The organism is Heyndrickxia sp. FSL K6-6286, assembly GCF_038630395.1.
GTDB classification, from domain to species: Bacteria; Bacillota; Bacilli; order Bacillales; family Bacillaceae_C; genus Heyndrickxia; species Heyndrickxia oleronia.
This window is the reverse complement of record NZ_CP152029.1, coordinates 1,092,140-1,115,826: the sequence shown is the minus strand read 5'-3', so window position 1 is coordinate 1,115,826 and position 23,687 is coordinate 1,092,140. Positions and strand designations below refer to the sequence as shown.

Annotated in this window: 17 protein-coding genes; 2 read left to right on the top strand and 15 right to left on the bottom strand. The window is 34.7% G+C overall.

All coding sequences use genetic code 11. The features are described 5' to 3' along the window. Nucleotides 1-8 precede the first annotated feature (8 nt). From gcvPA to MHI39_RS05550, 9 genes are all read right to left on the bottom strand, one after another. Complete coding sequence (gene gcvPA / locus MHI39_RS05590; protein ID WP_342540859.1) at nt 9-1,397, bottom strand: aminomethyl-transferring glycine dehydrogenase subunit GcvPA; 1,389 nt, start codon at nt 1,395-1,397, stop codon at nt 9-11. 27 nt (nt 1,398-1,424) lie between these two features. Beyond that, nucleotides 1,425-2,201: an SDR family NAD(P)-dependent oxidoreductase gene (locus MHI39_RS05585; protein ID WP_071975092.1), complete on the bottom strand. Its 777-nt coding sequence runs from the start codon at nt 2,199-2,201 to the stop codon at nt 1,425-1,427. Next, the gene (locus MHI39_RS05580) at nt 2,198-3,922 is read right to left on the bottom strand and encodes a trehalase family glycosidase (RefSeq protein ID WP_071975093.1); all 1,725 of its coding nucleotides are present in this window, start codon (nt 3,920-3,922) and stop codon (nt 2,198-2,200) included. The genes MHI39_RS05585 and MHI39_RS05580 overlap by 4 nt, the downstream gene beginning before the upstream one ends. 73 nt (nt 3,923-3,995) lie before the next feature. Continuing rightward, nucleotides 3,996-4,823 carry a carbohydrate ABC transporter permease gene (locus tag MHI39_RS05575; RefSeq protein ID WP_342540857.1) on the bottom strand — a complete coding sequence of 276 codons (828 nt, stop codon included), beginning with the start codon at nt 4,821-4,823 and terminating at the stop codon, nt 3,996-3,998. Between the two features lie 22 nt (nt 4,824-4,845). Further along, nucleotides 4,846-5,790 (bottom strand): sugar ABC transporter permease, encoded by a 945-nt coding sequence (locus tag MHI39_RS05570; protein WP_071975094.1) that lies wholly within the window; start codon nt 5,788-5,790, stop codon nt 4,846-4,848. Between the two features lie 82 nt (nt 5,791-5,872). After that, nucleotides 5,873-7,129 carry a sugar ABC transporter substrate-binding protein gene (locus tag MHI39_RS05565; protein ID WP_342540855.1) on the bottom strand — a complete coding sequence of 419 codons (1,257 nt, stop codon included), beginning with the start codon at nt 7,127-7,129 and terminating at the stop codon, nt 5,873-5,875. A gap of 120 nt (nt 7,130-7,249) precedes the next feature. Next, nucleotides 7,250-8,395, bottom strand: coding sequence for a response regulator (locus tag MHI39_RS05560; RefSeq protein WP_342540854.1), 1,146 nt, complete (start codon nt 8,393-8,395; stop codon nt 7,250-7,252). Next, a complete protein-coding gene (locus tag MHI39_RS05555) occupies nt 8,388-10,061 on the bottom strand; it encodes a histidine kinase (RefSeq protein ID WP_342540853.1) in 1,674 nt (557 codons plus the stop codon). Before MHI39_RS05555 ends, MHI39_RS05560 begins: the two co-directional genes overlap by 8 nt. A gap of 202 nt (nt 10,062-10,263) precedes the next feature. After that, nucleotides 10,264-11,487: an MFS transporter gene (locus MHI39_RS05550; RefSeq protein ID WP_071975097.1), complete on the bottom strand. Its 1,224-nt coding sequence runs from the start codon at nt 11,485-11,487 to the stop codon at nt 10,264-10,266. Nucleotides 11,488-12,105: 618 nt separating this feature from the next. Here MHI39_RS05550 and MHI39_RS05545 point away from each other — a divergent pair. Both MHI39_RS05545 and MHI39_RS05540 read left to right on the top strand, forming a co-directional pair. Next, nucleotides 12,106-12,597 (top strand): competence protein ComK, encoded by a 492-nt coding sequence (locus MHI39_RS05545; RefSeq protein ID WP_342540850.1) that lies wholly within the window; start codon nt 12,106-12,108, stop codon nt 12,595-12,597. A 173-nt stretch (nt 12,598-12,770) separates the two neighbouring features. Then, nucleotides 12,771-14,450, top strand: coding sequence for a methyl-accepting chemotaxis protein (locus MHI39_RS05540; protein ID WP_058003522.1), 1,680 nt, complete (start codon nt 12,771-12,773; stop codon nt 14,448-14,450). Between the two features lie 170 nt (nt 14,451-14,620). On the opposite strand, the gene MHI39_RS05535 is transcribed toward MHI39_RS05540, so the two are convergent. The 6 genes from MHI39_RS05535 to MHI39_RS05510 all read right to left on the bottom strand — a co-directional run bounded on the left by MHI39_RS05535 (nt 14,621) and on the right by MHI39_RS05510 (nt 23,656). Then, entirely contained in the window at nt 14,621-15,661 is a 1,041-nt protein-coding gene (locus MHI39_RS05535; protein WP_259549171.1) for an MraY family glycosyltransferase, read from the bottom strand. A gap of 232 nt (nt 15,662-15,893) precedes the next feature. Continuing rightward, nucleotides 15,894-16,973: a polysaccharide pyruvyl transferase CsaB gene (csaB, locus tag MHI39_RS05530; protein WP_058003520.1), complete on the bottom strand. Its 1,080-nt coding sequence runs from the start codon at nt 16,971-16,973 to the stop codon at nt 15,894-15,896. Next, nucleotides 16,973-18,835, bottom strand: a complete 1,863-nt coding sequence (locus tag MHI39_RS05525) for a DUF5693 family protein (protein WP_342540849.1) — start codon at nt 18,833-18,835, stop codon at nt 16,973-16,975. Before MHI39_RS05525 ends, csaB begins: the two co-directional genes overlap by 1 nt. A gap of 261 nt (nt 18,836-19,096) precedes the next feature. Next, nucleotides 19,097-20,665 carry a polysaccharide biosynthesis protein gene (locus MHI39_RS05520; protein WP_058003518.1) on the bottom strand — a complete coding sequence of 523 codons (1,569 nt, stop codon included), beginning with the start codon at nt 20,663-20,665 and terminating at the stop codon, nt 19,097-19,099. Then, the gene (locus MHI39_RS05515; protein ID WP_058003517.1) at nt 20,662-21,399 is read right to left on the bottom strand and encodes a WecB/TagA/CpsF family glycosyltransferase; all 738 of its coding nucleotides are present in this window, start codon (nt 21,397-21,399) and stop codon (nt 20,662-20,664) included. The genes MHI39_RS05520 and MHI39_RS05515 overlap by 4 nt, the downstream gene beginning before the upstream one ends. A gap of 295 nt (nt 21,400-21,694) precedes the next feature. Further along, nucleotides 21,695-23,656: an S-layer homology domain-containing protein gene (locus MHI39_RS05510; protein ID WP_078110319.1), complete on the bottom strand. Its 1,962-nt coding sequence runs from the start codon at nt 23,654-23,656 to the stop codon at nt 21,695-21,697. Nucleotides 23,657-23,687 lie beyond the last annotated feature (31 nt).

Genomic DNA, 23,687 nt, shown 5'->3' with positions numbered 1-23,687 from the left:
GCTCCTCCCTATTTCTGAATGATTTCAGTTAATGAATCAATTAGACGATCAATATCCTCTTTTGTGTGAATCTCTGTAACACAATACAAAGCACATTGACCCAGCTCTGGAAATTCAATAGATAAATCTTTTCCCCCAAAGATTTTATATTGAAGAAGCTTTTGATTGATGTCTTTTACTGTCATATCCGTTTCATTAAAATCAACTATAAATTCTTTAAAAAATGGGGATCGGAAACGTGATCCTTTTATGCCTTTTATATTTGCAAGCTGTTTAACAGCATATTGACTATTTTGTCTAATCGCTTGACCTACATCAGACATCCCATCTGGTCCCATTAAAGCTAAGTAAACGCCTGCTGTTATTCCCCATAATGCTGTTTGAGTTCCAACAGATTCTTTTCCCTTTTCACGTAATGCAAAGGAGGTGCGGTCATAGGCCACGTCACCAAATCCATACTCTCCTTTTTGAATAGTAGGAATTATCCCGAATAAACGAGATGGATACTCCTGAACAAACTCAACCTCATCACGGGTGGCAATAAATCCTGCTTGCCCTCCGCTAAAATTCATATGCATACCAAGTGGTTGTAAATCACCACAAACGATATCTGCACCATAATGACTTGGTGGAGCTAATATTCCAAGTGAGATTGGATCAACCCCTACAATCATTAGGACTCCTTTTTCCTTTAATAATTTTGCTATCGTCTCCCCTTGTGACTCAATAAATCCCAGATAGGATGGATTTTCAAAATATAGGGCAGCAACATCTTCAGATAATTTAACTATTAAGTCTTCAAGATTCATTAATCCAGATTCTAATTGAAAATCAATAAATTCAAATTCTAAATCAGGAGAGCCATAATTCGTTATAATCTTTGTTCGTTCAGGAGCAACAGTTTTGGCAAGAAGTACTTTCTTCCTCTTAGTTATCCTAGCAGCCATTCTAATTGAAGTAGCCGCTGCTTGCCCCCAATCGAAGGTGGGTACATTGACCACATCCATATCAACTAATTCTGCTAATAAACTTTGATACTCAAAAAGTGCCTGGAAGCGCCCATGATCCTCATATGGTTCGCCAGCATAAGCAGTCAAAAACTCTGAACGTTGGTTAATTTCATCGCAAACAGCTGGGATAAAATGCTGCCAGCATCCTGCACCTAAGAAGCTTACATATTCCTTAGTGTTTATATTCTTTTGAAGTATTGCTTCGATATATCTCCTAAGCTCATATTCCGTTAAAGGCTTGGGCAGGTCCATATTTCCCTGAAATTGAAGCTCTTTTGGAATACAATTATATAACTCCATAACGGATTGGACCCCTATCTCATTAAGCATCTCTTCCTGAATTTCTGGGACCATATTTGGAATATATGGGTGTATTTTTTGTGACATCGCTAATTCCCTCCTTAAAATAGTTACTTAAGCTAAACCACCGCCATCAACAACTAGCTCTGTTCCTGTTACCCATGAGGCAAGTTCACTAGCAAGAAATAATACCCCGTTGGCTATATCCTGTGGTTTACCAATTCTCGCTAATGGACGATCTGCACCTGACGAAATTAAAAATATATCTTCATTTAGATTTAGCTGCTTTGCTTCATCCCTAAGTAATGGTGTATCTGTATCACCAGGGCAAATACAATTCACACGAATATTTTGTGGCCCATGGTCAATCGCCATTGCTTTCGTTAAATTAACAACACCCGCTTTTGCCGCACAATACGCCGCCGCCTGATCTCCTCCTTTCAATCCCCATCCCGATCCAGTATTAATAATACTTCCACCGCCAGCAGCAGCCATCAGAGGGATTAAATATTTAGATAGAAGATATACACCCTTTAAAGATACATCGATAACTAAATCCCAATCATTTTCCTCCAGTTCCACTACACTCTTTCTTCGAATAATTCCTGCATTATTAAATAGTACGTCTACACTTCCATACTCTTTCTCTAGCAGTTCTTGAACATGTTGACAATCTGCAGATTTTGTTACATCACATTTAATAAATCGAGCTGAACGTCCTTGATTATTTAGATCCGCTTCCACCTCTTTTCCATTTGTTTCATTAATGTCTAACAATACAACCTTGCTGCCGACCTCCGCTAATAATTGGGCTGTTGCTAACCCTATCCCCGATGCAGCTCCAGTAATCACACATACTTTATTTTTCAATTGAAAATAGTCTCGATTCACTTGGTTACACACTCCTTATTAATTAAACTGCCCGCAATCAAAAACACACTTGAGGTCCAAGTAAATGCAGGATCACGCAGCCCTTCCCCAGTCATCGCGTTAAAATTTTCTGCCATACCTGATTGATTTGCCATCTGACAAAACGCTTCTGCAATTTTGATTGCCAAATCTCCTTCTCCACATGCTAATAATCCATCTATTAAGAGCATAGTGGAAGGAGCCCAAATTGGTCCTCGCCAATAACCATCATCTCGATAATAATCACTAGTTACACTTTCCGTTGCAAAACCATGCTCTGTCTTAAACTTGTTTTTCGTTAATAAATTGGTTAATAATATATTTCTTTGCTCACTAGTTAATCGCTCACCTAAAATGAGAGGGATATAGAGTAAGAGACTATCAGATTTAATCGTCTCATGAGTGGTAGATAAACAGGCTCTAAATCCATTTTCTGTCCAAAAATGCTCCATCATGGCGGAAAAAGTGGCATCCGCTCGCTGTTTCCATTCCAACGCTTCTTTTGCTTTTCCTAATTGTTTTGCAATTTTTTGTAATACATCCATTTGTATAATTAAAAACGCCGATAAATCTGGAGTTTCGACTGGAATTCCTTTTGCAAAAACCGTGCTATTATCCCAACCGCTATCATTCCCATGATTATATTGACAAACTCCATCTTGATCATCGTCACGATGGTAAAACCACCAATTGGTCCACCGTTTTAATGGCTCATATACCTCTACTAATCTTTCATTGTCAATAAACGTTGTTTTTTCCATCATCCACTTCAATGCCCAGCCATGAATAGGTGGTTTACAGCAATTCCACAATGCCCCTTGATCATTTAAGAAATCTGGTAATGCGCCGGAACGATCTTGTTGATCGAAGAAAATACAAAACTGATCCCATGCAAGTTCAGGCTTATTTTCAATAAGTGCCATCGCATTAAAGCAATGATCCCAACTCCAAATATTTGTCATCCAGTTTTTAGACATATACATGGCAGGTCTCTTTAATAATCCATCCGGTTTCACTACACATGACCAAGTAATATAGGATGCCATGTCAAATCCATTGTTGTACACATCAGGGATCTTTAACATCCCCTCTTTCCAGTGCTTAAATTCCTTTTCAGCACGAAGAACATTTTCTTTAAATGAAAGAGATAAGTTGGATTCCTTTTCAAAAACGAGATTATATTCAGTAATCGCTAGATCAAATTCCTCGGTCATCACATCTGGCTTACAATAGGCGAAAATATGCTTACTCTTATCTACCTCAAACGGAGCATCCACTAGCAGTGAACCTTCCAAAGGAATAAGTCGAAATCTTCGTTTTTGAATAAAACTATTCATCTCCCAGGTTGTATCTGGAAAACGCACGGCATAATCATAAGCACCTGTTATAGCAGAAAGCTTTAGTCCCACGCGATTCCCTTTTATTCGAATCGTAGAATCAGAGCTAAAACAGCATTTAATTGAATCACCGCTACCATCTGTCGCAATTAGCGAAAGTAAATGGGGCTCCATCTCAACATCGTAATGAATGCTTTCTTCACCACGTAACATCTCAATGGCAAAAAGTGAACTATCTCGTTCATCTCCTCCGCGAATATGTCGGATAAACAATTTGGTTTGATCAGATCCTTTTCTGTGGATTGGAGAGATAACTAAATAGGAACCATAATAGCTGAACGGAATTTTCATGTTTGCAACCTTCATACTTCCCCTCCTTATCTTTTTCTAAAGCGTTAAAACAAAATGGATGAACTGAAAATCCATCCATTTTTTATCATTATTTCAGTCCTGTTGACTGTACACCTTCAACAATTTTCTTCTGTGCCAAGAAGAATAGGATGAGTGGTACGATACTAATTAAGAACGTGACAGCCATGATTCCGTTTGTATCAACATCGTGAACACCTTTAAACTGAGCTAACCCCAAGGTTAGTGTATATTTACTCTGATCATTTAAGAAAATTAATGGGCCTAAATAATCATTCCAGCTCCCTAAAATATTAAATACAGCAATCAATACAATGACTGGCCAAACTAGCGGCAAATAAATTTTATAATATATTTGGAAAGAATTTGCTCCATCCATTCTTGCCGCTTCATCAAGTTCTTTTGGAATAGACATAATAAACTGTCGGAGCAAGAAAATGTAAAAGGCTGAACCAAACCAGGATGGAACAATTAGTGCTTTTAACGTGTTAATCCACCCGAATAAATTAAACTCCATATATTGTGGAATCATCGTAACATCCCATGGAATCATCATCGTAGCTAAAAGAATAATAAATAAAACATCTCTACCTTTAAATTTGAAACGTGCAAACCCATAGGCAACTAAAGTAGATGAAACGATTTGTCCTATTGTTGTCATAGCGGTAACAATTAAACTGTTCACTAAAAAGTGATTAAACGGTTGACTGTTCCATGCCTTCAAAAAGTTTCCAAAATGCCAGGTTGATGGTAAAAGCTTTGGTGGAAATTGATATAGCTCCTCTGGTGATTTAAGCGCTGTCGAAATCATCCAAAAAAATGGTGCAAGGAATAGGATGGATAATAGAATAAGCATTCCATAGACGAATCCCTTTTGCACTCTTCTTTGTGCTTTCATCTAGGCACCCCCTTTTTAAGTTCTATTTATCGTTTTTTACTTCATTTTCGTAATACACCCACATACTAGAGGATTTAAAAACAACTAAGGTTAATGAAAGAACAATGATGAACATAATCCATGCATTGGCTGATGAATAGCCCATTTTAAAATATTTAAATGCATTCTCATAAACATACATCGCATAAAAATAGGTTGATTGAAGTGGACCTCCACCTGTTAAGACAAGTGCTAAAGTTAGTTGCTGAAATGCACCTATAATCGTCATAATTAAATTAAACAGAATAGTTGGTGACAGTAGTGGCAATGTAATTTTAAAGAATTGATAAATCTTTCCTGCACCATCAATTTCTGCTGCTTCATATAATTCTTGGGGTATATTTTTTAAGCCTGCTAGAAAAATCAGCATCATGGTCCCCTGTCCCCATAAACTTGCGACAACCATTGCCACCAATGCCCAAGTTGTATCATTCAACCAGTTAGGTCCATCAATCCCAATTAAAGATAATAAATAATTAAGAATGCCATATTCCCCATCATAAACGGATCCCCAAATCATCGCTAAAGCGACACCAGATATTACAGAAGGAACATAGAAAAATGTTCGGAATAGAGAGCTTCCTTTTACCCTTTGATTTAATAAAATGGCTAACAACAGTGCTAATATAATATTTAATGGAACAAAGAAGAGAGCAAACTTCACAGTAACCCATAAAGAGTGCCAAAACAGTGGATCATCGGTAAACATTGTCATGTAATTGGATAGTCCAACAAATTTCTTCTCACCGACAATCGGCCAATCAAAAAAGCTAATTACAAATGAAAAAAGCAATGGGCCTAATGTAAAAATTAAAAATCCAATAATCCAAGGTGAAACAAATAAATAAGGAGTAATTTTTCTCCATTGTTTTTTCTTCTTCGTCTGAATCGTTGTTTGTCCGGTAGTGACACTCAAATCGACTCTCATAATTACCCTCTCCTACTAATCCTGAAAGGAGCTTTCTACTAATTTTGGACTTATTAATAGATTTGCTCCCTCATCGTTTAATTTACTTAGATAAGTATTTTTCTGAATCTTTTACCGCCTTATCAAATAATGGCTTTCCATTTTGACCGAGCATAACAGCATTTATGGCAGCCGATAAATTACGATTCACTTCATTCCAATTTTTATTTAATAAAAATGCAGGTGTATTAGTAGCGTTTTCAAGCATTATATAAAATGGCTTGTATAGCGCATCTTCCATTACTTTTGTCTCTTCTACTACACTTTTTCTTACAGGTAGATCTGCTGTTCTCATTTTTATCGCTTTTTCAGAGGAGTAAAATTTCACAAATTTCCAAGCCAGTTCTTTTTGCTTTGAATCCTTCGCAATGGATATAGAAGAGGATGAGATTAATCCTTTAACTGGTTTTGACCCAAAGGAAGGCATCATCACAGTACCGAAATCAACTTTTGCATCTTTATAGCCTTGAATTGGCCAAATTCCACTAATAAGCATTCCAAGTTTGCCTGATTTGAAAATATCACTTGCACTTTGCTGATTTTTCCCTCCAGTTAATACTGCAATACCGTCTTTTACCATGTCACCATACAATTGGATTGCCTCAATTGTTTCAGGGCTATTCATCACCCCGTCAATTTGCTTTCCATCATCACTAATGAAACTACCGCCATTACTCCATACTAAGCTTTGTAAATCATAAGTATCCGGTTCTGAGGTAACTGAAAATCCGTACTGCTTCTTACTCTTATCTGTTAATTTTTTTGCACTTTCTAAAAACTCGTCCCATGTCCAGCCCTCTTGTGGATACGGAATATTATATTGGTCAAAAAGTTTCTTATTATAATAAACAACCATAGTAGAAAAACCTGCAGGCATTCCATATAGCTTCTTATCTACCTTCGAATAGTTAAATAATCCCTCATAAAAATCATCCATTTTAATATCTGGGTCCTTCTCCACGTATGAGTCTAAAGGTTCAAGTGACTGATGATAAGTTGTAAAATCCCACATATACATCACATCAGGAGGATTTTTTGCTCCAAATGAGGCAGCAATCTTTTGATCAAAACCATCTCCATATGCCTCTACTTGCACCTTTACATCTTTATTTTCTTTTTCAAATTCCTTGGCTATATCCTGCTGAATTTTTAACGTATCACCAGTATCCCAAGTAGCAAAACGTAAAATTGTTTTCCCATCCTTTTTCCCATCTCCAGAAGAATTGTTTGAACTACAAGCAGACATAACAAGAACAAACACTGCTACTAACAACGAGAACCATATTCTCCTTTTCTTCATAGGACCCCTCTTTTCTAATTTTTTAACTATTAAAAATATAACCGCTTTCATTTTATATTGAATGAAAGCGGTTAAACACTTCTATTTGTTTGATACTCATTGTACTTTTTAATTGTTTTTTCATTTAGCTTGCCAATTTGTTTGCCCTATATCGTCTTTTTGTTGGATACGATAATTGGAAGGAGGAAAACCTGTACACCGTTTGAACCACTTACTAAAATATTTAGCATCCATAATTCCAATAAGTTCACCAATTTCTTGGATGGTTAATTTCGATTCATTTAAAAGCTGCTTTGCCCATTGAAGACGTTTTTTCTCTATATATGAGTGAATACTTTCACCTGTTGCTCTCTTAAACGATGTACTTAAATGACTCCTACTCATTTTCACTTCTTTAGCAATATCTGAAACGCTCATAGGATTTGATAAGTTTCTAACAATATAATCAATCGCCATTATAATAACATTTGGGCATTCAAATAATAATCCTTCTTTTTGTGCATGGTGAAAAGCTCTTACCACTTTCATCCACTCCTGCATCCCAGATAATGGACCCTCATATATCCAATCCAGATCTTTTTGTCTCGCTTTCAATTCAATGAGATTACCTAAAAAAGTTTGGTGGAAAGCTTGTTCTATAAAAATGAAAGTATAACTATCATTAACTGATAAGGATACAGCATTCACCATCCTTGGGATAGACTTCAATAATGAAGCAGTGGACTTATATATTAGATAGACATAGAAAGGTTGATTCATCCAACTCCAATCATTCTTGAAGAACATCTCCAATTGATGGTCAAAGTCACTTTGATCCTCCCTAATCCAAAAATTAAAGGATTCTTGTATATCTGATGCTATGACTTCTTTATTAGATTGGGATAATTCCTGTTGAAAGGAAGTAAGAAAATGGTCTAATTCCGAATCCTCGAATACTGTTTTTAATATATAGCCTGATGCCCCAAGTTTTAATCCTTCCTGTGCATATTCAAAATCTTTATGACAACTCAATAAAAGGATTTTCGTACGTGGTGAGTATGCCTTAATTCTTCGTGCAAAATCAAGACCATTTTCTTCAGGCATCACAATATCCGTTATAACAATATCTGGATGATATTTTAAAAACTCCTCCCATCCACGTTTTCCATTTGGAGCTTCTGAAATTACCTTCATCCCGTAGTGGCTCCAATTAATCGTTGCCCTTAAACCTCGTCGTACGATTGTATCATCGTCTACAATTAATACTTTAATAAGTGACTTATCCACGAGTATCTCTCCACCTTTTTGGCCAAGATATAGTAATAAATGTTCCTTGATTGAGCACTGAATCCGCTCTAATTAAGAAATCCTTTCCAAAGTAGATTTGGAATTTTTGTTTTACATTATATAAACCAATACCACCACGTACATTATCCTCTGGCCGTGTAAATAAAGTATTCAACTTATCCTGTGACATTCCTTTCCCATTGTCCTTTAAAGACAACCGGAAATATTCACCACTCTCAAGAATCTCTAGTTCAATGATTCCTTCTCCATCCTCAAAAGCATGGAAAAATATATTTTCAAGCATAGGTTGCAATGTCATTCTCGGAATTAACCCATTACTAAGTTTCTCATCCATTACTAAGTGAAAATTAAAATGATCGCCATATCTAAGTCTCTGAATAACTAAAAAATGCTCAATTGCCTCCAACTCTTCCTTTATTGAAATAAGTTCAATAGAAAAATTTAAATTACCTTCAAGAACTTTTGACAAATGTAATAGCATTTGTCCAATTTCCTTATTTCCATCTAAGCGTGCCTTCCACTGAATGGTGTTTAACGTATTAAATAGAAGATGAGGATTAATTTGATAATGGATCGCCTTCATTTCAGCTTCACGTTTCATCAATTCTTTTTGTTTAATCTCTTCCATTAATTGTTTTATCTTATCAACCATTCGATTAAAGTGAAAACTAAGTTTACCTATCTCATCTTTTGTATGAATAGAGAGTTTTGTATCGAAAAGTCCTTTACTTACTTCATCAATTGCAAACTTTAAATTTAAGATTTTCTTTGTAAACTGATTGGAAAAAATAAAGGATAGCATTGACGCCAGTAGAAATGAGATCCCAATTCCTATTAAAACAATTTTAAAAATCACTCGTGACGATTGATAAAATTTATCTCTTGGAACCCGAATTTCAACATTCCAATTATTAATGTTTGTCTGTTCTTTCCAAATAATATCATCTTTCCTAGCTGCTTCTTTAGAAGTAGAGTGGTAAAGTGATTGTCCCAATTCATTTTTAATTTCAATTCTTGAATGGAGATCTTTTTCAAGTACCTTCATTAATTCAAATAAATCATCCACATCGGTTTCTATTAAAAGATATCCATTGTTTAATACTCCATATGAGAATTTTAATGGCACAATTAATCCCAATACATGTTTTGGATTATTATCCTTGTAATGTGTAGGCTGATAGATCCCAATACTAGGATTTCCACTCCAAACACTACGCTTCCATATTTCCTGTTTCTTAAATAAATCGAATTTAAAATCATAGCCCCCATAAAAATACCCTGATGAAGTGATTACGTATATCCCACGAATATTCGATTTTTTATGTGCCTGCAACAGTCTCTCTAAATTATTCATCTCCTTAAAATCTGAGTACGTTTTTGGTTCCTGATGTCTCAAATTTACTGCTGTACTATCCGCTAAGTATTGTTGAATAGCAGATGATCCATAATACATATCAACTAAAATTTGATCTAATTGAGTTTTAATTTTCTCCCCTGCAAAGTGGTTATAATTTGCTAATTTTCCATTAACAACTTTAGAGGACTGTAAATATGAAATAATTCCTAGTGTTAGTAAAGGAACCAGTGCAACAATTAAAAACATAATAAATAATTTTTTCTGGGTGCTAAGCCTATTTATAAACACTTATGTCTTTTTCCTCCTTAAGAAAACCTTATAAAAACAATACCTTATTCCTAAAATTAAAAAAAGATATAATATTTTAAAAATGAGCGCTATAAAAAAAGAGTTTCTCAATAACCTATATGCGGCCAAAGAGAAACTCTTATTATTTATTCAGAAGCTATATTATTTCCATGTCTTTTAAAATAATAGAAATGACAAACTCTTATACACTATCCTTAGATATTTCCATTTTTTTCGGTACTGCTTTGTTGTAAAGTGGCAAGATAAACAGCACTCCGATAATAAATAGTGCAGCTGAAAGTTCGAACATTGTAACGATTGTCCATTGATCCTTAAGGTATCCAGCCATACTCATTGTTACTACCATTGATCCCGTGAATAATGGGCTCAGTGTACCATTTACCCTTCCGATATAGTCGGAATCTGTATTTTGTAAAATCATCGTATTAATCCCAATCTGTATACTCGGCATGAAGAAGCCACACATAAATTCTACAATTAATGTTACCCAAAGTAGAGTGGATGCCCCAATAATGCTCATACCAATCGCATTAGCTAACATCCCCATCATCAATAGTCTTTGAGGAGGCGTTGTTTTTGAAAATATCATTGAAAAGACCCCACCTAATATCATCCCGACACCGTTTACCATGAGAAGCCATTGAAGATTTTCTTTTGGCAAGCTTAATCGCTCAGTAACAAGAAAAATATTCAGTGGTTGAATTAAACCAATTCCTAAGCCAGCTGCCATAAAACAAATGCCTAACAGCTTTAATTCTCTCTTAGCTAGTACATACCGAATTCCACTCTTCATTTCTTCCCAAAGAGTAGTTGTTTTTTCTCCCTTCTCCATAGAATGGTCTGCTGGTATTAGTGTTAGGGCAGCAGCAGATAGTAGAAAAGCAATACCCGTAATCATTATTGAAATATCAATCCCAAACTGTTGGAAGACAAAGGTTCCTAGAACTGGACCTAAGATCATAAAAATAGCAAAAATGGTTTGATAGATGGACATAGCTGATTGAATCAATTCCTCTTGCAGATGCATCTTAAAGAGTTTCATCCCTGATGGTTGTGAAAATTGTGAAAGGATGGCTGAGATGAGTGTAGCAAAGAATACTGCCTTCCAAGTACCAAATACTAGTGCAAGAATCACTGCAAAGATGGACACAGCACTTAAAAAATCACACCAAATCATAGTTTTTTTCGGCTTCCAACGATCTGCAAATGTTCCTCCAATAAATGAGAAAATAAAAATCGGTGCAAATTCTGCAACTGAGATCATTGAAACAGCTAATGCATTCCCATTAGTTTTCTCCATAACGAATAAAAGAACTGCAAAGTTTCTAACCCAAATTCCAACCTGTAAAAATAACGCTGATACAAATATCGCACGAACAAATCTATTTTTTAATAATTGTCCCATAGGATTCTCCTTTTCTTATTTCATTTTTCCCTTTTTGATAATGGCTCTTTTATCAAGTTATTGTTGCCATTTATAAAAATCTTATCTCATAGTTAATGGTCCAAGACCATCAAGCAACTTCATATACGAAAACAGTATTGACTATTTGAAATTCATAAAGACTCCTTTCATAAACAAACTCATACGCCATTAGGATTTGTACTAATAGAGCACAGTAAAAAACCCCTTATCTGCATTTTTTGCGATAAGAGGCCGTCTAGAACCATAAAAGGACATTTGTACAGATCAAACGATCTGATAAACTGTACAATTCTTTTTTAGTTAAAAGCATAGACTAATCCCATTATCAAAAAATGCATCGTAATATTAACGAATGTTTTCAAAAAATAGGATTAGTTATTCATCGCCCTTTGGTTCACTCCTTTTTTATTAGTGTAAACAGTTTAACTGATTATTTTCTATTTTTCAATAGCAGATAAATAATTTTTTTAAATAATAAATTATTTTATCAATCATAAACCCATATACAAGAGTGTGAAAATTCTAATAAATATATGGATTTTCATGGAAATTACTAGTATAATAGAACTATTAATTTTACCAAGGAGGGATTTATAGGTGATTAAAGAAGTTGATTATACTATCTCTAGCTCCACTATGGCACTTGAACCTATAGATAAAGGGGGATTCCTTACTAAGGTTTATGATGAAAGTGGAATCATTTTAAGTACCAATTCTCCCCTCGAGTTACTTATAAATGCCTGCGATATTAGAGATTCTAATTATCACTGGCGAATAAACATTGTTAAAAAGACATTATCCTTTTATAAAAAAACTCCGTTAGTTATTTGTCCAATTGAATCGATTTATGCATTTCCAACCACTTCTCCCCAAGAATATCACTGCCAATGGATTTTCCCGGAACATATTGATGTATATGCAATGAAAATGGGGCGCCCAGTTATTATTTTTGATAATGAACTAGAAATGGACCTGAACTGTCAAATGCGCATCCTAATAGAACAAATAGATCGTTCCAAAAAGTGTATCACTCATTTTCGTTCCTTATTGCAAAAAAGCTTTATTCACATATTATATAGAAAAAACTAACCTAAAAATTCCTATATCAACTACTAATGAAGGTAGATGATACGCAAGATCCCTTTAACCCATTTTTTTACTCAACCACAACCTTTTTCCTATGATGTTTGACATGTCTATGGTACTATTATTTTGGTATATTTTTAATTTTTTAAATTAATATGCATCTAGGAGGAGTACATATGCGTAGCTTAAAGGGAAAAATTATTGGTGGTTTTAGTATTATTGTGGCCCTTTGTGTAATTTTAGGTATGTTCAACTATATTTCTATTATGGAAAATAATAAAAAAACCAATAAGATTATTTCTAAACAACTTCCACTTCTAACCGCTAATAATAATCTAAAATATAATATCTCCCAAAGAATTTCAGCTGCTAGAGGATATATTTTATTTGACGATGTAAATTATAAAGTGGAGTTCGATCAGTATACTGAACTTAGTAAAGATTTTCAAAATGAAATTCTTAAGTTGACCAACTCAAAGGAAGAAAAAGAACTAATCAATAGAAGCGTTAGTTGGCAGAAATCCATTGAAGATGAAGTGTTCAAAGTATATGATTCTGGAGACAAGGAAAAAGCATTAGAGAGTTTTAAAAATAAAATTACCCCTGAAGGAAATTTAATCATATCGGGATTTCTGCAGTTATCTACCAATCAGGAAAATGACATTCTGAAAAATGGGAATATTGCCATTGATTCAGGAAAGAGCTCTTTAAATTTAAGTATGATCGTATTAATTATCATCATTATTCTGTCTATCATAATATCTTTAGTCATTTCAAGCTCTATTACAAAACCGATACTAAAAGTGGCAAAACGAATGAAGCTAATTACTGCAGGTGATTTAACTAGTCCTGACATTAAAACAAAAGCAAAGGATGAAGTGGCCCAATTAACCAAGAGCGTTAATGAAATGAATGAACAACTGCGGCAGTTTGTCTCAGAAATTTCAACTGCATCAAAAACTGTTTCACAGCAAAGTGAAGAATTAACTCAAGCTTCTAATGAAGTTGTAGAAGGTAGTAAACAAATTGTTTCAACCATGCAGGAATTATCTGCAGGTGCAGAAGTACAAGCCGGTTCTGCTTCTGAACTTTCCGAATCTATGCATACTCTATCGAAAAAAATAAATTTAGCCAAAGAAAATGGAATGTATGTATCAGAGACTTCTCAGAAAGTACTTTCGCTCACAGAGGAAGGAAATCAGGCAATGAACTCTTCTGTGGAAAAAATTCAGTTAATAAATGACACGGTCAAAGAATCAGTGAATAAAGTTACTGTATTAAAGGAACATACACAAAGCATTTCGGAATTAATTTTAGTGATTAAAGAAATATCAGACCAAACTAATTTATTAGCTTTAAACGCTTCAATTGAAGCTGCCCGCGCAGGTGAACATGGTAAAGGGTTTGCTGTCGTTGCGAATGAGGTTAAAAATTTAGCTGAACAAGTAAATGTCTCAATTTCAAATATCACTGCTATTGTGACAAATATTCAATCTGAAACAGAAAACGTGACAGAGTCATTAATACAAAGCTATCAACAGGCGGAACAAGGGGCAAAACAAATCAATCAAACTGGCGAAACTTTCAATAAAATTAATCATTCAATCCAATATGTAGGCAAAAAAATGCAAGATATATCAAATGATATTAATGATATTGCTCAAAATAATGAAAAACTTAACATAGCGATATCCAATATCGCCTCCGTTTCTGAGGAGGCAGCTGCAGGAATCGAACAAACATCAGCTGCGGCGGAACAATCAAGCAGTACACTAGAAGAAGTTTCAACACATGCCGGCAAGCTAGCAGGACTAGCAGAAGATCTTAATACATTAATTCATAAATTCAAAATATAGAATTTTACCTAAAGAAAAGTATCATGAATGAATAAAAGGATAATCTAAAAGGTCCATCCCCTTTTAGGATTATCCTTTTCCTTTTTAGAACGTTCCCTAATAATGATTCACATGAGTTTATCCTAAGTAATGACAAAAAAACCTCTACAATATGTAGAGGTTTTAAATAATTACGATCGATTTCTTATGAACTTTATTAACGGTTTATAATCCTTGCCGATTAAGCCGATACTTTCTACAAAAAGTTCAATCGCAATAAGCATAACTGCAATGAAGATAAATGATCCCCACATTGTTGCCATTGTGAAAATAAATGCAGCTAAACCAAACATGGCAGCTAATGCATAAATAATAAGTACAACTTGACGGTGAGAAAAACCGATTCTTAATAAGCAATGATGCAGATGTGATTTATCAGGAGCGCCAATCGGCTGTTTATTCACAATCCGGCGAATAATCGCAAAGAATGTATCCGAAATCGGAACACCTAATATAATAACTGGAATGATCAAAGAGATAAATGTCAGACTCTTGAAGCCTAATAATGATAATACAGAAATAATAAAACCTAAAAATAATGCTCCCGTATCACCCATAAAGATCTTAGCAGGATGAAAATTATACAATAGAAACCCGAGCGTACTTGCTAAAACAATAGCCGCCATAATAGCAATACCAAGATTCCCTTGTAAGATTGCCATTCCACAAATTGAAATAAGTGCGATAGATGATACACCTGCTGCTAATCCATCTAATCCATCAATAAGGTTAATCGCATTGGTAATTGCGATGATCCAAATGATCGTAAACGGTATACTGAATATTCCAAGCGATAGTGCTCCACCGAAAGGCAGGTTGATAATATCAATATGAAGACCTCCCCAAAGGACAACTACTAGGGCTGCAATAATTTGACCAAGAAGTTTTACTTTCGCTGAAAGCTCCTTCATATCATCAAGAACGCCAGTAATTACAATAATTAAGCTTCCGATAATGATCGGTAAGGTGTATTTCTGTTCTGGACTTAAAATCAACATTCCAATAATAAAACTAATAAATATCGCTAATCCACCTAATCGTGGCATAATTTTTTGATGAACTTTTCGATAATTTGGTTTATCTGTCGCGCCAATTTTTATAGCGAGTTTCTTTACTAAAGGAGTTAGTAAAACCGAACTTATAAAGCATATAAATATCGTTAAGTAGAGCATTTAAATCCTCCTTGAAATTAGCGTACCCATTTATCCACTCAAAAAAACTGGGATAATCCTACATAAATAATTTATTTTCAATACACCAATTTGTTTACAAGTTTAATGATTTCTTCTAGTCTATAATTCTACTCTTATCCAATCATACGGATTATATCATAAAATATTTGAATAGAATAGTAGACATTATAAAAATTAAAATAAATGTAAAAAAAGCTCCAAATATGGAGCTTTATTTCGAATGAAAGACATCAATTGCAGACTTCGCAACATGAATTGCCTCTTCCTTTAATGGTTCAACAATTTCAATCAATTTCTTTCGTTCATTATTTCGCTGTTCTAACATTCGTTCCATTTCGGTAAATACTGTCTCATCATCCCATCCTGTATCTTTTACATGACCTAGTACTGGTTGTTTCACCCTTGAAGCAAATGCATCAATTTTAGGGTCATAGGAAAGAGCTATAAAAGGTGTATAGGTAATTGCTGCAAATATTAAAGAATGGAGTCGCATACCGAATAGTAAATCTGATTTACCAATCATATCAATTTTTTCCTCAATTGAGGCATCATAAGGATAAATACTACTTTCTTGTTTCATTAATCCTGCTACTTCTTGTGAAGCAAGATCATCATGTTTTCCATGCATCGGTATAAATAATACACCCACTCCATTTTCAACACAACGATCCAATGCTAAAGCAATTTTTTCCTTATAGTGATTTTCTGTTGGCCAATCACGGACACTTACACAAATTAATGATTCTGGAAATGATCGTTCTTGGAGCCAAGTGTTTTTTACTTGGCCAATTGAAAGACCCATGACCGGATCTGGAACGATCGAAATTTCCTTACTAATACCAATGGAACGTAATAATTCTTTAGACTCCTCGTCTCGAACTGTAATTTGTTTTGCTTTATTTAACGCGCTTTTTACTATCCATTTACTATATGATTTATTAAATGGTCCCATACCTTGTGAATAGACAAAAACAGGTTTGTGAAGCCATTGTGCAATTTTCATAATCCCGGAATAGTAAGGTACACTTCTGAAGCCTGTTTCATCTTGAAGTAGGCTTCCACCTCCACTAATAAGACCATCGGCTGACTTTAATGCATTGATTATTTCTTTTAATTTCCATCTGTTGACAGCCTCAACATCGTATAACTTCGCTGTAGAATCAGGGTTATTAGATAACACAGTTATTTTTATCGATGGGTCTTGAAGCCTAAGCGCTTGGATGATAGAAAATAAAATGGCTTCATCCCCTACATTATTAAACCCGTAATAGCCTGAAATAACCACTTGCATTACTTCCACCTCAATTTAAAAACCGTCCTAATATATTTATAAATAAATGAGAATACACCTATGAAAATAACCCCTACTATAAATCCTAATACTAAACTATAAGCACTTCTTAAAAAGGAGACATACAATGGTATGTGCAAATGTGTAAAGGTATTAACTAATGATAAAAACCCAATTACACCAGGAATAAGGAAAAATAAACCGACTTTTTTATTAAATCTCATGATATGCAGACCTAATAGATAGATTGGAAAACCAATTAAAAATTCTTTCGTTCTAGGTCGAACATATAAAGTTTCCTCAATTAATTGTCTAATCTTCAGCTCAATAGAACTAACTGAACCTTCATTTCCAGTTCGACTCAAGTAATAATATGCGACACCTGCTAAGACAATTATAACAGCCACATGCCAATAACGAATATTCATTACGAGTAATTTTTTGATATTTCCCCACAGCGCGTAAACAACCATAAATAGGATAGGTAAAATATATAGTAGTTTAACCCCTCTAAACACCTGGATTTTGACTAAATATTCATTGCCATTTAAAATCGAAACGACAATAAATATTCCGATTAAACTGATAATCGCTGCACGCAAATAGGAAAGAATAATATCTTTAAATGAACGAATTTCCTTCTTCGGTACAATAGCAAAAATCGGAGTAATAACGGCAATAACTAAAGCAAATACTTGGGCTAATAGATGACTATTAGTAAACAATGCTCCAATTGCACCAATTAAACCAAGACCACCAATGACAAATGCCCAGCGTTTATTGAATACAACAAAGGCAGCCAATGTTGCAAATAAAACACCTGCTATGAAGGCTACAGCCTTAGACCAGAATGGTGTATTAATGTGTTTAAATGGCTCTGCAATCCCCGCATGAAATTTCCCAGGCATTTTTTCATGTACATCTGTTAAAAATGACGTTGTTTCCTTCAATACATCCTTCGGTTCCCCCGTTTTTAGATGCATGTAAATGGCACGTATATTTCGTTCCTTAACCGCACGTACAACACGATCAACACTTGCCACGTTCGACTGATCATCTAAGTTAATGCTATGAAGTCGAATAACATTATAATCAAAAGTATGTGCTACACTCGCAAATCCCTTTTGATCAGCAAATTCAATACCCAAAACTGAGTATCCATTTTCTTTAAATTTAGTAGACCAATTTGCAATAGCTTTTCCATTCGGGAACCCTAATACTTCGTCTCCTAAAAATAAAAAGCTCTTTGACTTATCATCTTTCATTGAAGTAACTTGGTCTATTACAAATTTATTATTTTCATCTATTTCATTAGAGATACGTGGGACCACTTTAAAATCATGTGACTTTAACTTTTGGATAACATCCTCATTAAACCCTAATGGGATATCATCAAGCTTTTTACTATCCCCTGGGATAAAATAAAATGTTCGATCATCCACTTGAACCTCTTTGATATCTTCAAAAACCTTTTGAATACTAGAAAGATATGTTGAATCAGGATCAACATAAACAAAGATCCCATTCTTTTTAAATTCACGATTTCCATTCACATCTATATGATCAAATAGCATTTTTTCTGCCATTGCTTCTTTACTAATAATTGACAATTGGCCATTTTCTTCTAAACTCTTTAACGTTTCTGGTTCAACACTTACGGATTCAAGTCCCGCTTTCCTTAATTCATCATAAACATGATCTTCTTTTAATGTTGGATCATTATCAACTAGTTCCTTAATTTCATCAATAGGGACAATCATTTCGTATGTATTATTATCCCATTCTGTTGTAAAACGTGAGTAAATCGCTGGAACATTTAATAGAAGAAAGATAATAAGAACGATCCATAACCATTTCTTCAACCCATTCACTTCCTCTCTATTTGTAAGACTGTGTTAATGTTACTTTTCACATGTAAAAGCTTTGCGCTATTTTTATTTTGCGCTTATTCATTTAACAAAGCCTTCTGCAAAAGCAATATGTGGCTAAGCTTAAAAGAGACACCAGTATAAAACTGATGTCATACTTTTTCCACCTTTTATCCGCTTTAGGTAAAAATTATATCATAAATTGTCATAGTAAATATCCACATTTTTCTAGAAATATTTATAGTTTGTTCCAATTTATTGATTCATTGCTTTTTTGAAAAACTTACCGATTATTGGAAATGAGCTTAATTCCTCACGATCAATCGCTTTTAGCAAAATCAATAAAATAGCGTAAATAAGTCCACCGATAACAATTGATCCGCCTAAATATAGAAGAGCGGACATTCTTCCCCAATCAGTAATTTGAAGATATAAGGTTGGAACCCCAACCACTGCTCCCATAACAATGGAGGCAAAAATACTTATGAATGTCTTTCTATTCCATAATGAAAAAGAGACATTTTTCATAATTAATTGAGTATTGATAAAGAATATAACAATGTAAATAAGCAAGGTTGATATACCCGCTCCAGTTAATCCGAAGTATTTAACAAATACAATATTTGTTATTACTTTTGCCAAAACGCCAATTATTATTATAATAGCGGCTTGCTTGGCCTTATTCATCCCCTGTAAAATTCCTGTTCCAAGCACTGTTAATGAAGTAAATACTGAACTAAAGTTAATAATCGCGAGGACCATACTTCCCTCAGTATTTTTAAAAAGGGCAAGGTTAAGTGGAAGCGTTAAAGCCAATAATCCAAAGGCTGCAGGCCATGAAACTATATTGGTTAACCAATGGGCTCTACCAATAATATTACTTGCTTGTACTCTTTCATTATTTAAAAGCTTACTAGTAATTAAAGGAATTAATGGTAAGACAATTGATGAAGAGAACACAGTCGCAATTTGGACTAATGACAATCCACGGCCATATATACCATATAGATAGGTAATTTCCTTCTCTGAATCGCCAAATGATCGTAAACTGAATGGAATGGTGATAGAATCAACAAAATTCAGTAATGCCATTGTAATAGCTCCAATACAGATCGGGATGGATATTTTAAGAATTTGTTTTCCTATCTTTTTAAAGTCATCGTATGTGTATTTTACTTCAGATGTTGGTTTTATTGAGTCTCGGGCAAATTTTGAGCGCAAGTAAATAAGTGAAAGTAGAGCACCTATTGGTGATCCAATCATGATTCCACCTGCGATCACCTGATTTGTATAATGCTGTTGTACAAATATATATGCAATAACTAGAATAAATCCAACACGGACTAATTGTTCCAATACTTGTGATATAGCTGTTGGTCTCATATCCTCGAAGCCTTGGTAGAACCCTCGGTACACAGCCATATATGGTGCGATTAACAGTGTTGACGCAACAATTAATAAGGATATGCGAGTATCCTGTCCACCTAATACATGTGCAATTGGTCGTGAAAATATTGAGATAAATGAAAAGCTAATTACCCCGAATAGAAACGCCAATATACCTGCAGTTACAAAGATATTTCTAATATCAGTTTGGTTATGATTTACTCTAGCTTTTGTAATAAGCTGTGAAATGGCAATAGGAATACCTGCAACAGAAAGGGTCAATGCAACCATATACACCGGATAAACTAATGAAAAAATTCCTAACACTTGATCTCCAGCAATATTCTGTAACGGAATTCGAAAGATGCTCCCTAAAATTTTTGAAACTAAAGTGGCAATGGATAAAATTAATGTACTTTTGATAAAAGACTGATTCATTTTCTCCCCTTAACCTTTTGTCCATAAATTTTCATAACAAAATGCGGAAGAACAAGCATCCTCTTCCATCTCGAAGGTTGCTTTACTAAGCGATAAAACCATTCAAGATTTAATTTTTGCCAAATCTCGGGAGCCCGCTTTACTTCCCCTGCTAATGCATCAAATACTCCACCTACACCGATAAAAATACCTTTATTAAAATTAGCTATATGTTGTGCAATCCATTGCTCTTGGCGTGGGAGCCCTAAAGCAACTAAAACGATATCAGGTTGCAGAGTCTCTACTTCTTCAGCTATTTGATTATGATTCCAATCAAAATAACCATTATGGGATCCGACAATAATTGCATTCGGATAATTAGTATTAATTTTATTGACTGCTTTTTCAAGTACTTCTTGTTTAGCACCAAGTAAGTAAATTCGGTAACTATGCTCATTTGCTAAGCTTAAAAGATCCATCACCGTATCATAGCCTGTAACCCGCTCTGGTAAAGGCTGGTTTAAAATCTTTGCTGCTTTAACAACACCAATGCCATCAGCAACAATATAAGTTGCTTGCTTAATTGTGTCCATATAATTTGAATCTTCATTTGCCTTCATGACAATCTCAGGATTTGCTGTTACAACAAATGTCTTCTGTTCAGATTCAATTCTTTGCTTTAATAATTGAACAAAATCATTTTGATTCGTATGGATAAAAGGTACACCCAGGATGGTTACCTGCTTATGATTCATGATAATTCTCCTTGCTTCGTCAAGTTTCGATATCATTCATTACTATAACACAAAAGGGATGTAACAAATAGATGTTACATCCCTTTTTTAAAATACAAAATTTATGAGTTTTTTTTCACAGATTTTCAGGAGCTCAAATCTAGTCTAGCTCCTGTACCTGTCAGCTTGCGCTGGCCGATTGTTCTGTATGGCTGTATTCGTGTAGTTTATTGCTTTTTAAAAGCCCAACTGCCAGTTTTACACCAATTAGTTAAACTTTATAAAAATAACAACAATTTTTGAGAAAAGAGTGTTTTTATTTAGCAATAGGAGCTTGAATGACATTATTCCCATAGCTTCCATTGCTGTATACATACACTTCCTGAGCATTTCTAAAATCACTTTGATCAGATAAGATTTTAAACCATGTACCTTCAGCATTGGTTACAGTATCTGTGATGATGATACCAGCACCAGTATTCGGATATGAATATACCTTATTTTGGCCACCTGTTGTAGCGTCAGTTCTAACATTCACACCTGGTGTAGTCGTTACACCTAAAGTATATTTATTTCTTTCATTGCCACCTAAATATTGATCAATTCTATACATATGTCCTGCTGTTTTTTGTCCCCAATACGGATCAGACGCATAGCGTAAGTTCATACCTGCCGCTTTATTCCCTGGCATTGCACCACGATACTGTACTCCACTCGGGTTCACATATCTCTCTGACAAAAATTTCCCTGCATGATCAATTGATTCGGCAAAACTTGAATATTTCTCACCACTGTCTGGAGCAGTATCATATACTTTAATTCCAAACAAATTATTTGTCTTCTTCGCAATTTCACTTGTTCCCCAGTTACTTTCATGAATGGCTAAAGCAAATAAATACATTGCATTAATTCCATATTTGCTCTCAGCTTTTTTGAATTCTGCTCCTAAAGTGGCAAGCGGGCTTCCTGCTGGCCCATTAGCTACTACATAACGATTTAAATCTTCGGCAGTATAGGCTGTCTCTGTACGAATAGGTAGTAGATTAAAATATTGATACGCTTCTCCTACTTTTGTTCCTTGTACATTATAGAATGTATGACCATCCCAGCTATAATATTTGCCTCCAGAATTTAAAAAGCTAGGAGCAACACCATATTCATAGGATGCATAAGTATCTTTTAACGGATTGTAAATGGAGTGTCTTAATGTTCCATTTGTAGTTACCTCATAATAAGAACGCCCTTTTTCAAGGATACTTGGGATAAGTTTAATTTCGTCCTTCTTTGCATAACCAGTCATGCCTGCAATCGATACCTTAACCCAGTTTTCTCCTGCATCAAAATATTCTAATTCAGTGCCTAATACTGCATAGGAAATATCGGATTTCAGACTTTCGCTACTATATATAGAAGCAACTGTATTATTTATAACTGCAATCCCACTTTTCATCCATACAATGGTGTTTCCTTTTAGCACTACTTGATTACCAGTTGCATTACTCTTAGCAGTGTCGAAAGAATCATAGCCTTTGATAATCGTAGGCGTTCCATCAGAAGATAGATTCGCTACTTGATAATCTCCAACCGGAGTAGTCGGTGTCTCTGGTTCTGTTGGTGTTTCTGGCTCTGTTGTCGATTGTTCAATTTTATTTAACATCCGATTAAGAACAGCAGCAGTTTGACCACGTGTTGTTTTTACCTTCGGACCAAATTTATTTCCATCAAGACCGCCAAAAATCTTCAATGCAACTAATCGTTCAATAGCCCCACGATATTGTTTATTAATTTGATTTGTATCAATAAACGTTAGTGGTTTACCTTCTGCAATAATACCTTTTGTTGATAAAGCACGGTCAGTCATAACCGCCATTTCTTCTCTAGTAATCGCAGCATTTGGTTTAAATGTGCCATCAGGATATCCACCTACGATCCCCGCTTTTGCAGCGATTTGAACAACATCTGAATACCAATCCCCTAATTTCACATCTTTAAAATTAGATTCATTCAGTTCTGCTATGGATAGATCAGCTTTATTATATTTATCTAATTCCAATGTCCTAACAACAAAAGCTGCATATTCTGCTCTTGTTACTGACTTATCAGGCTCATATTTATTAGGAGCTGTTCCTTTTAATATCCCCTTATTAATTAAAGCCCGCATATCACTTTCAAAATAATGCCCCGTAATATCATCACTTGCAGCAAAGGCTGGAAGTGAGAATGATACAATCATGATGATTGAAAACATACATAGGACTAAGCTTTTCACGGATTTCATCCATCTACCTCCTAAAATATTATTTTGTCTA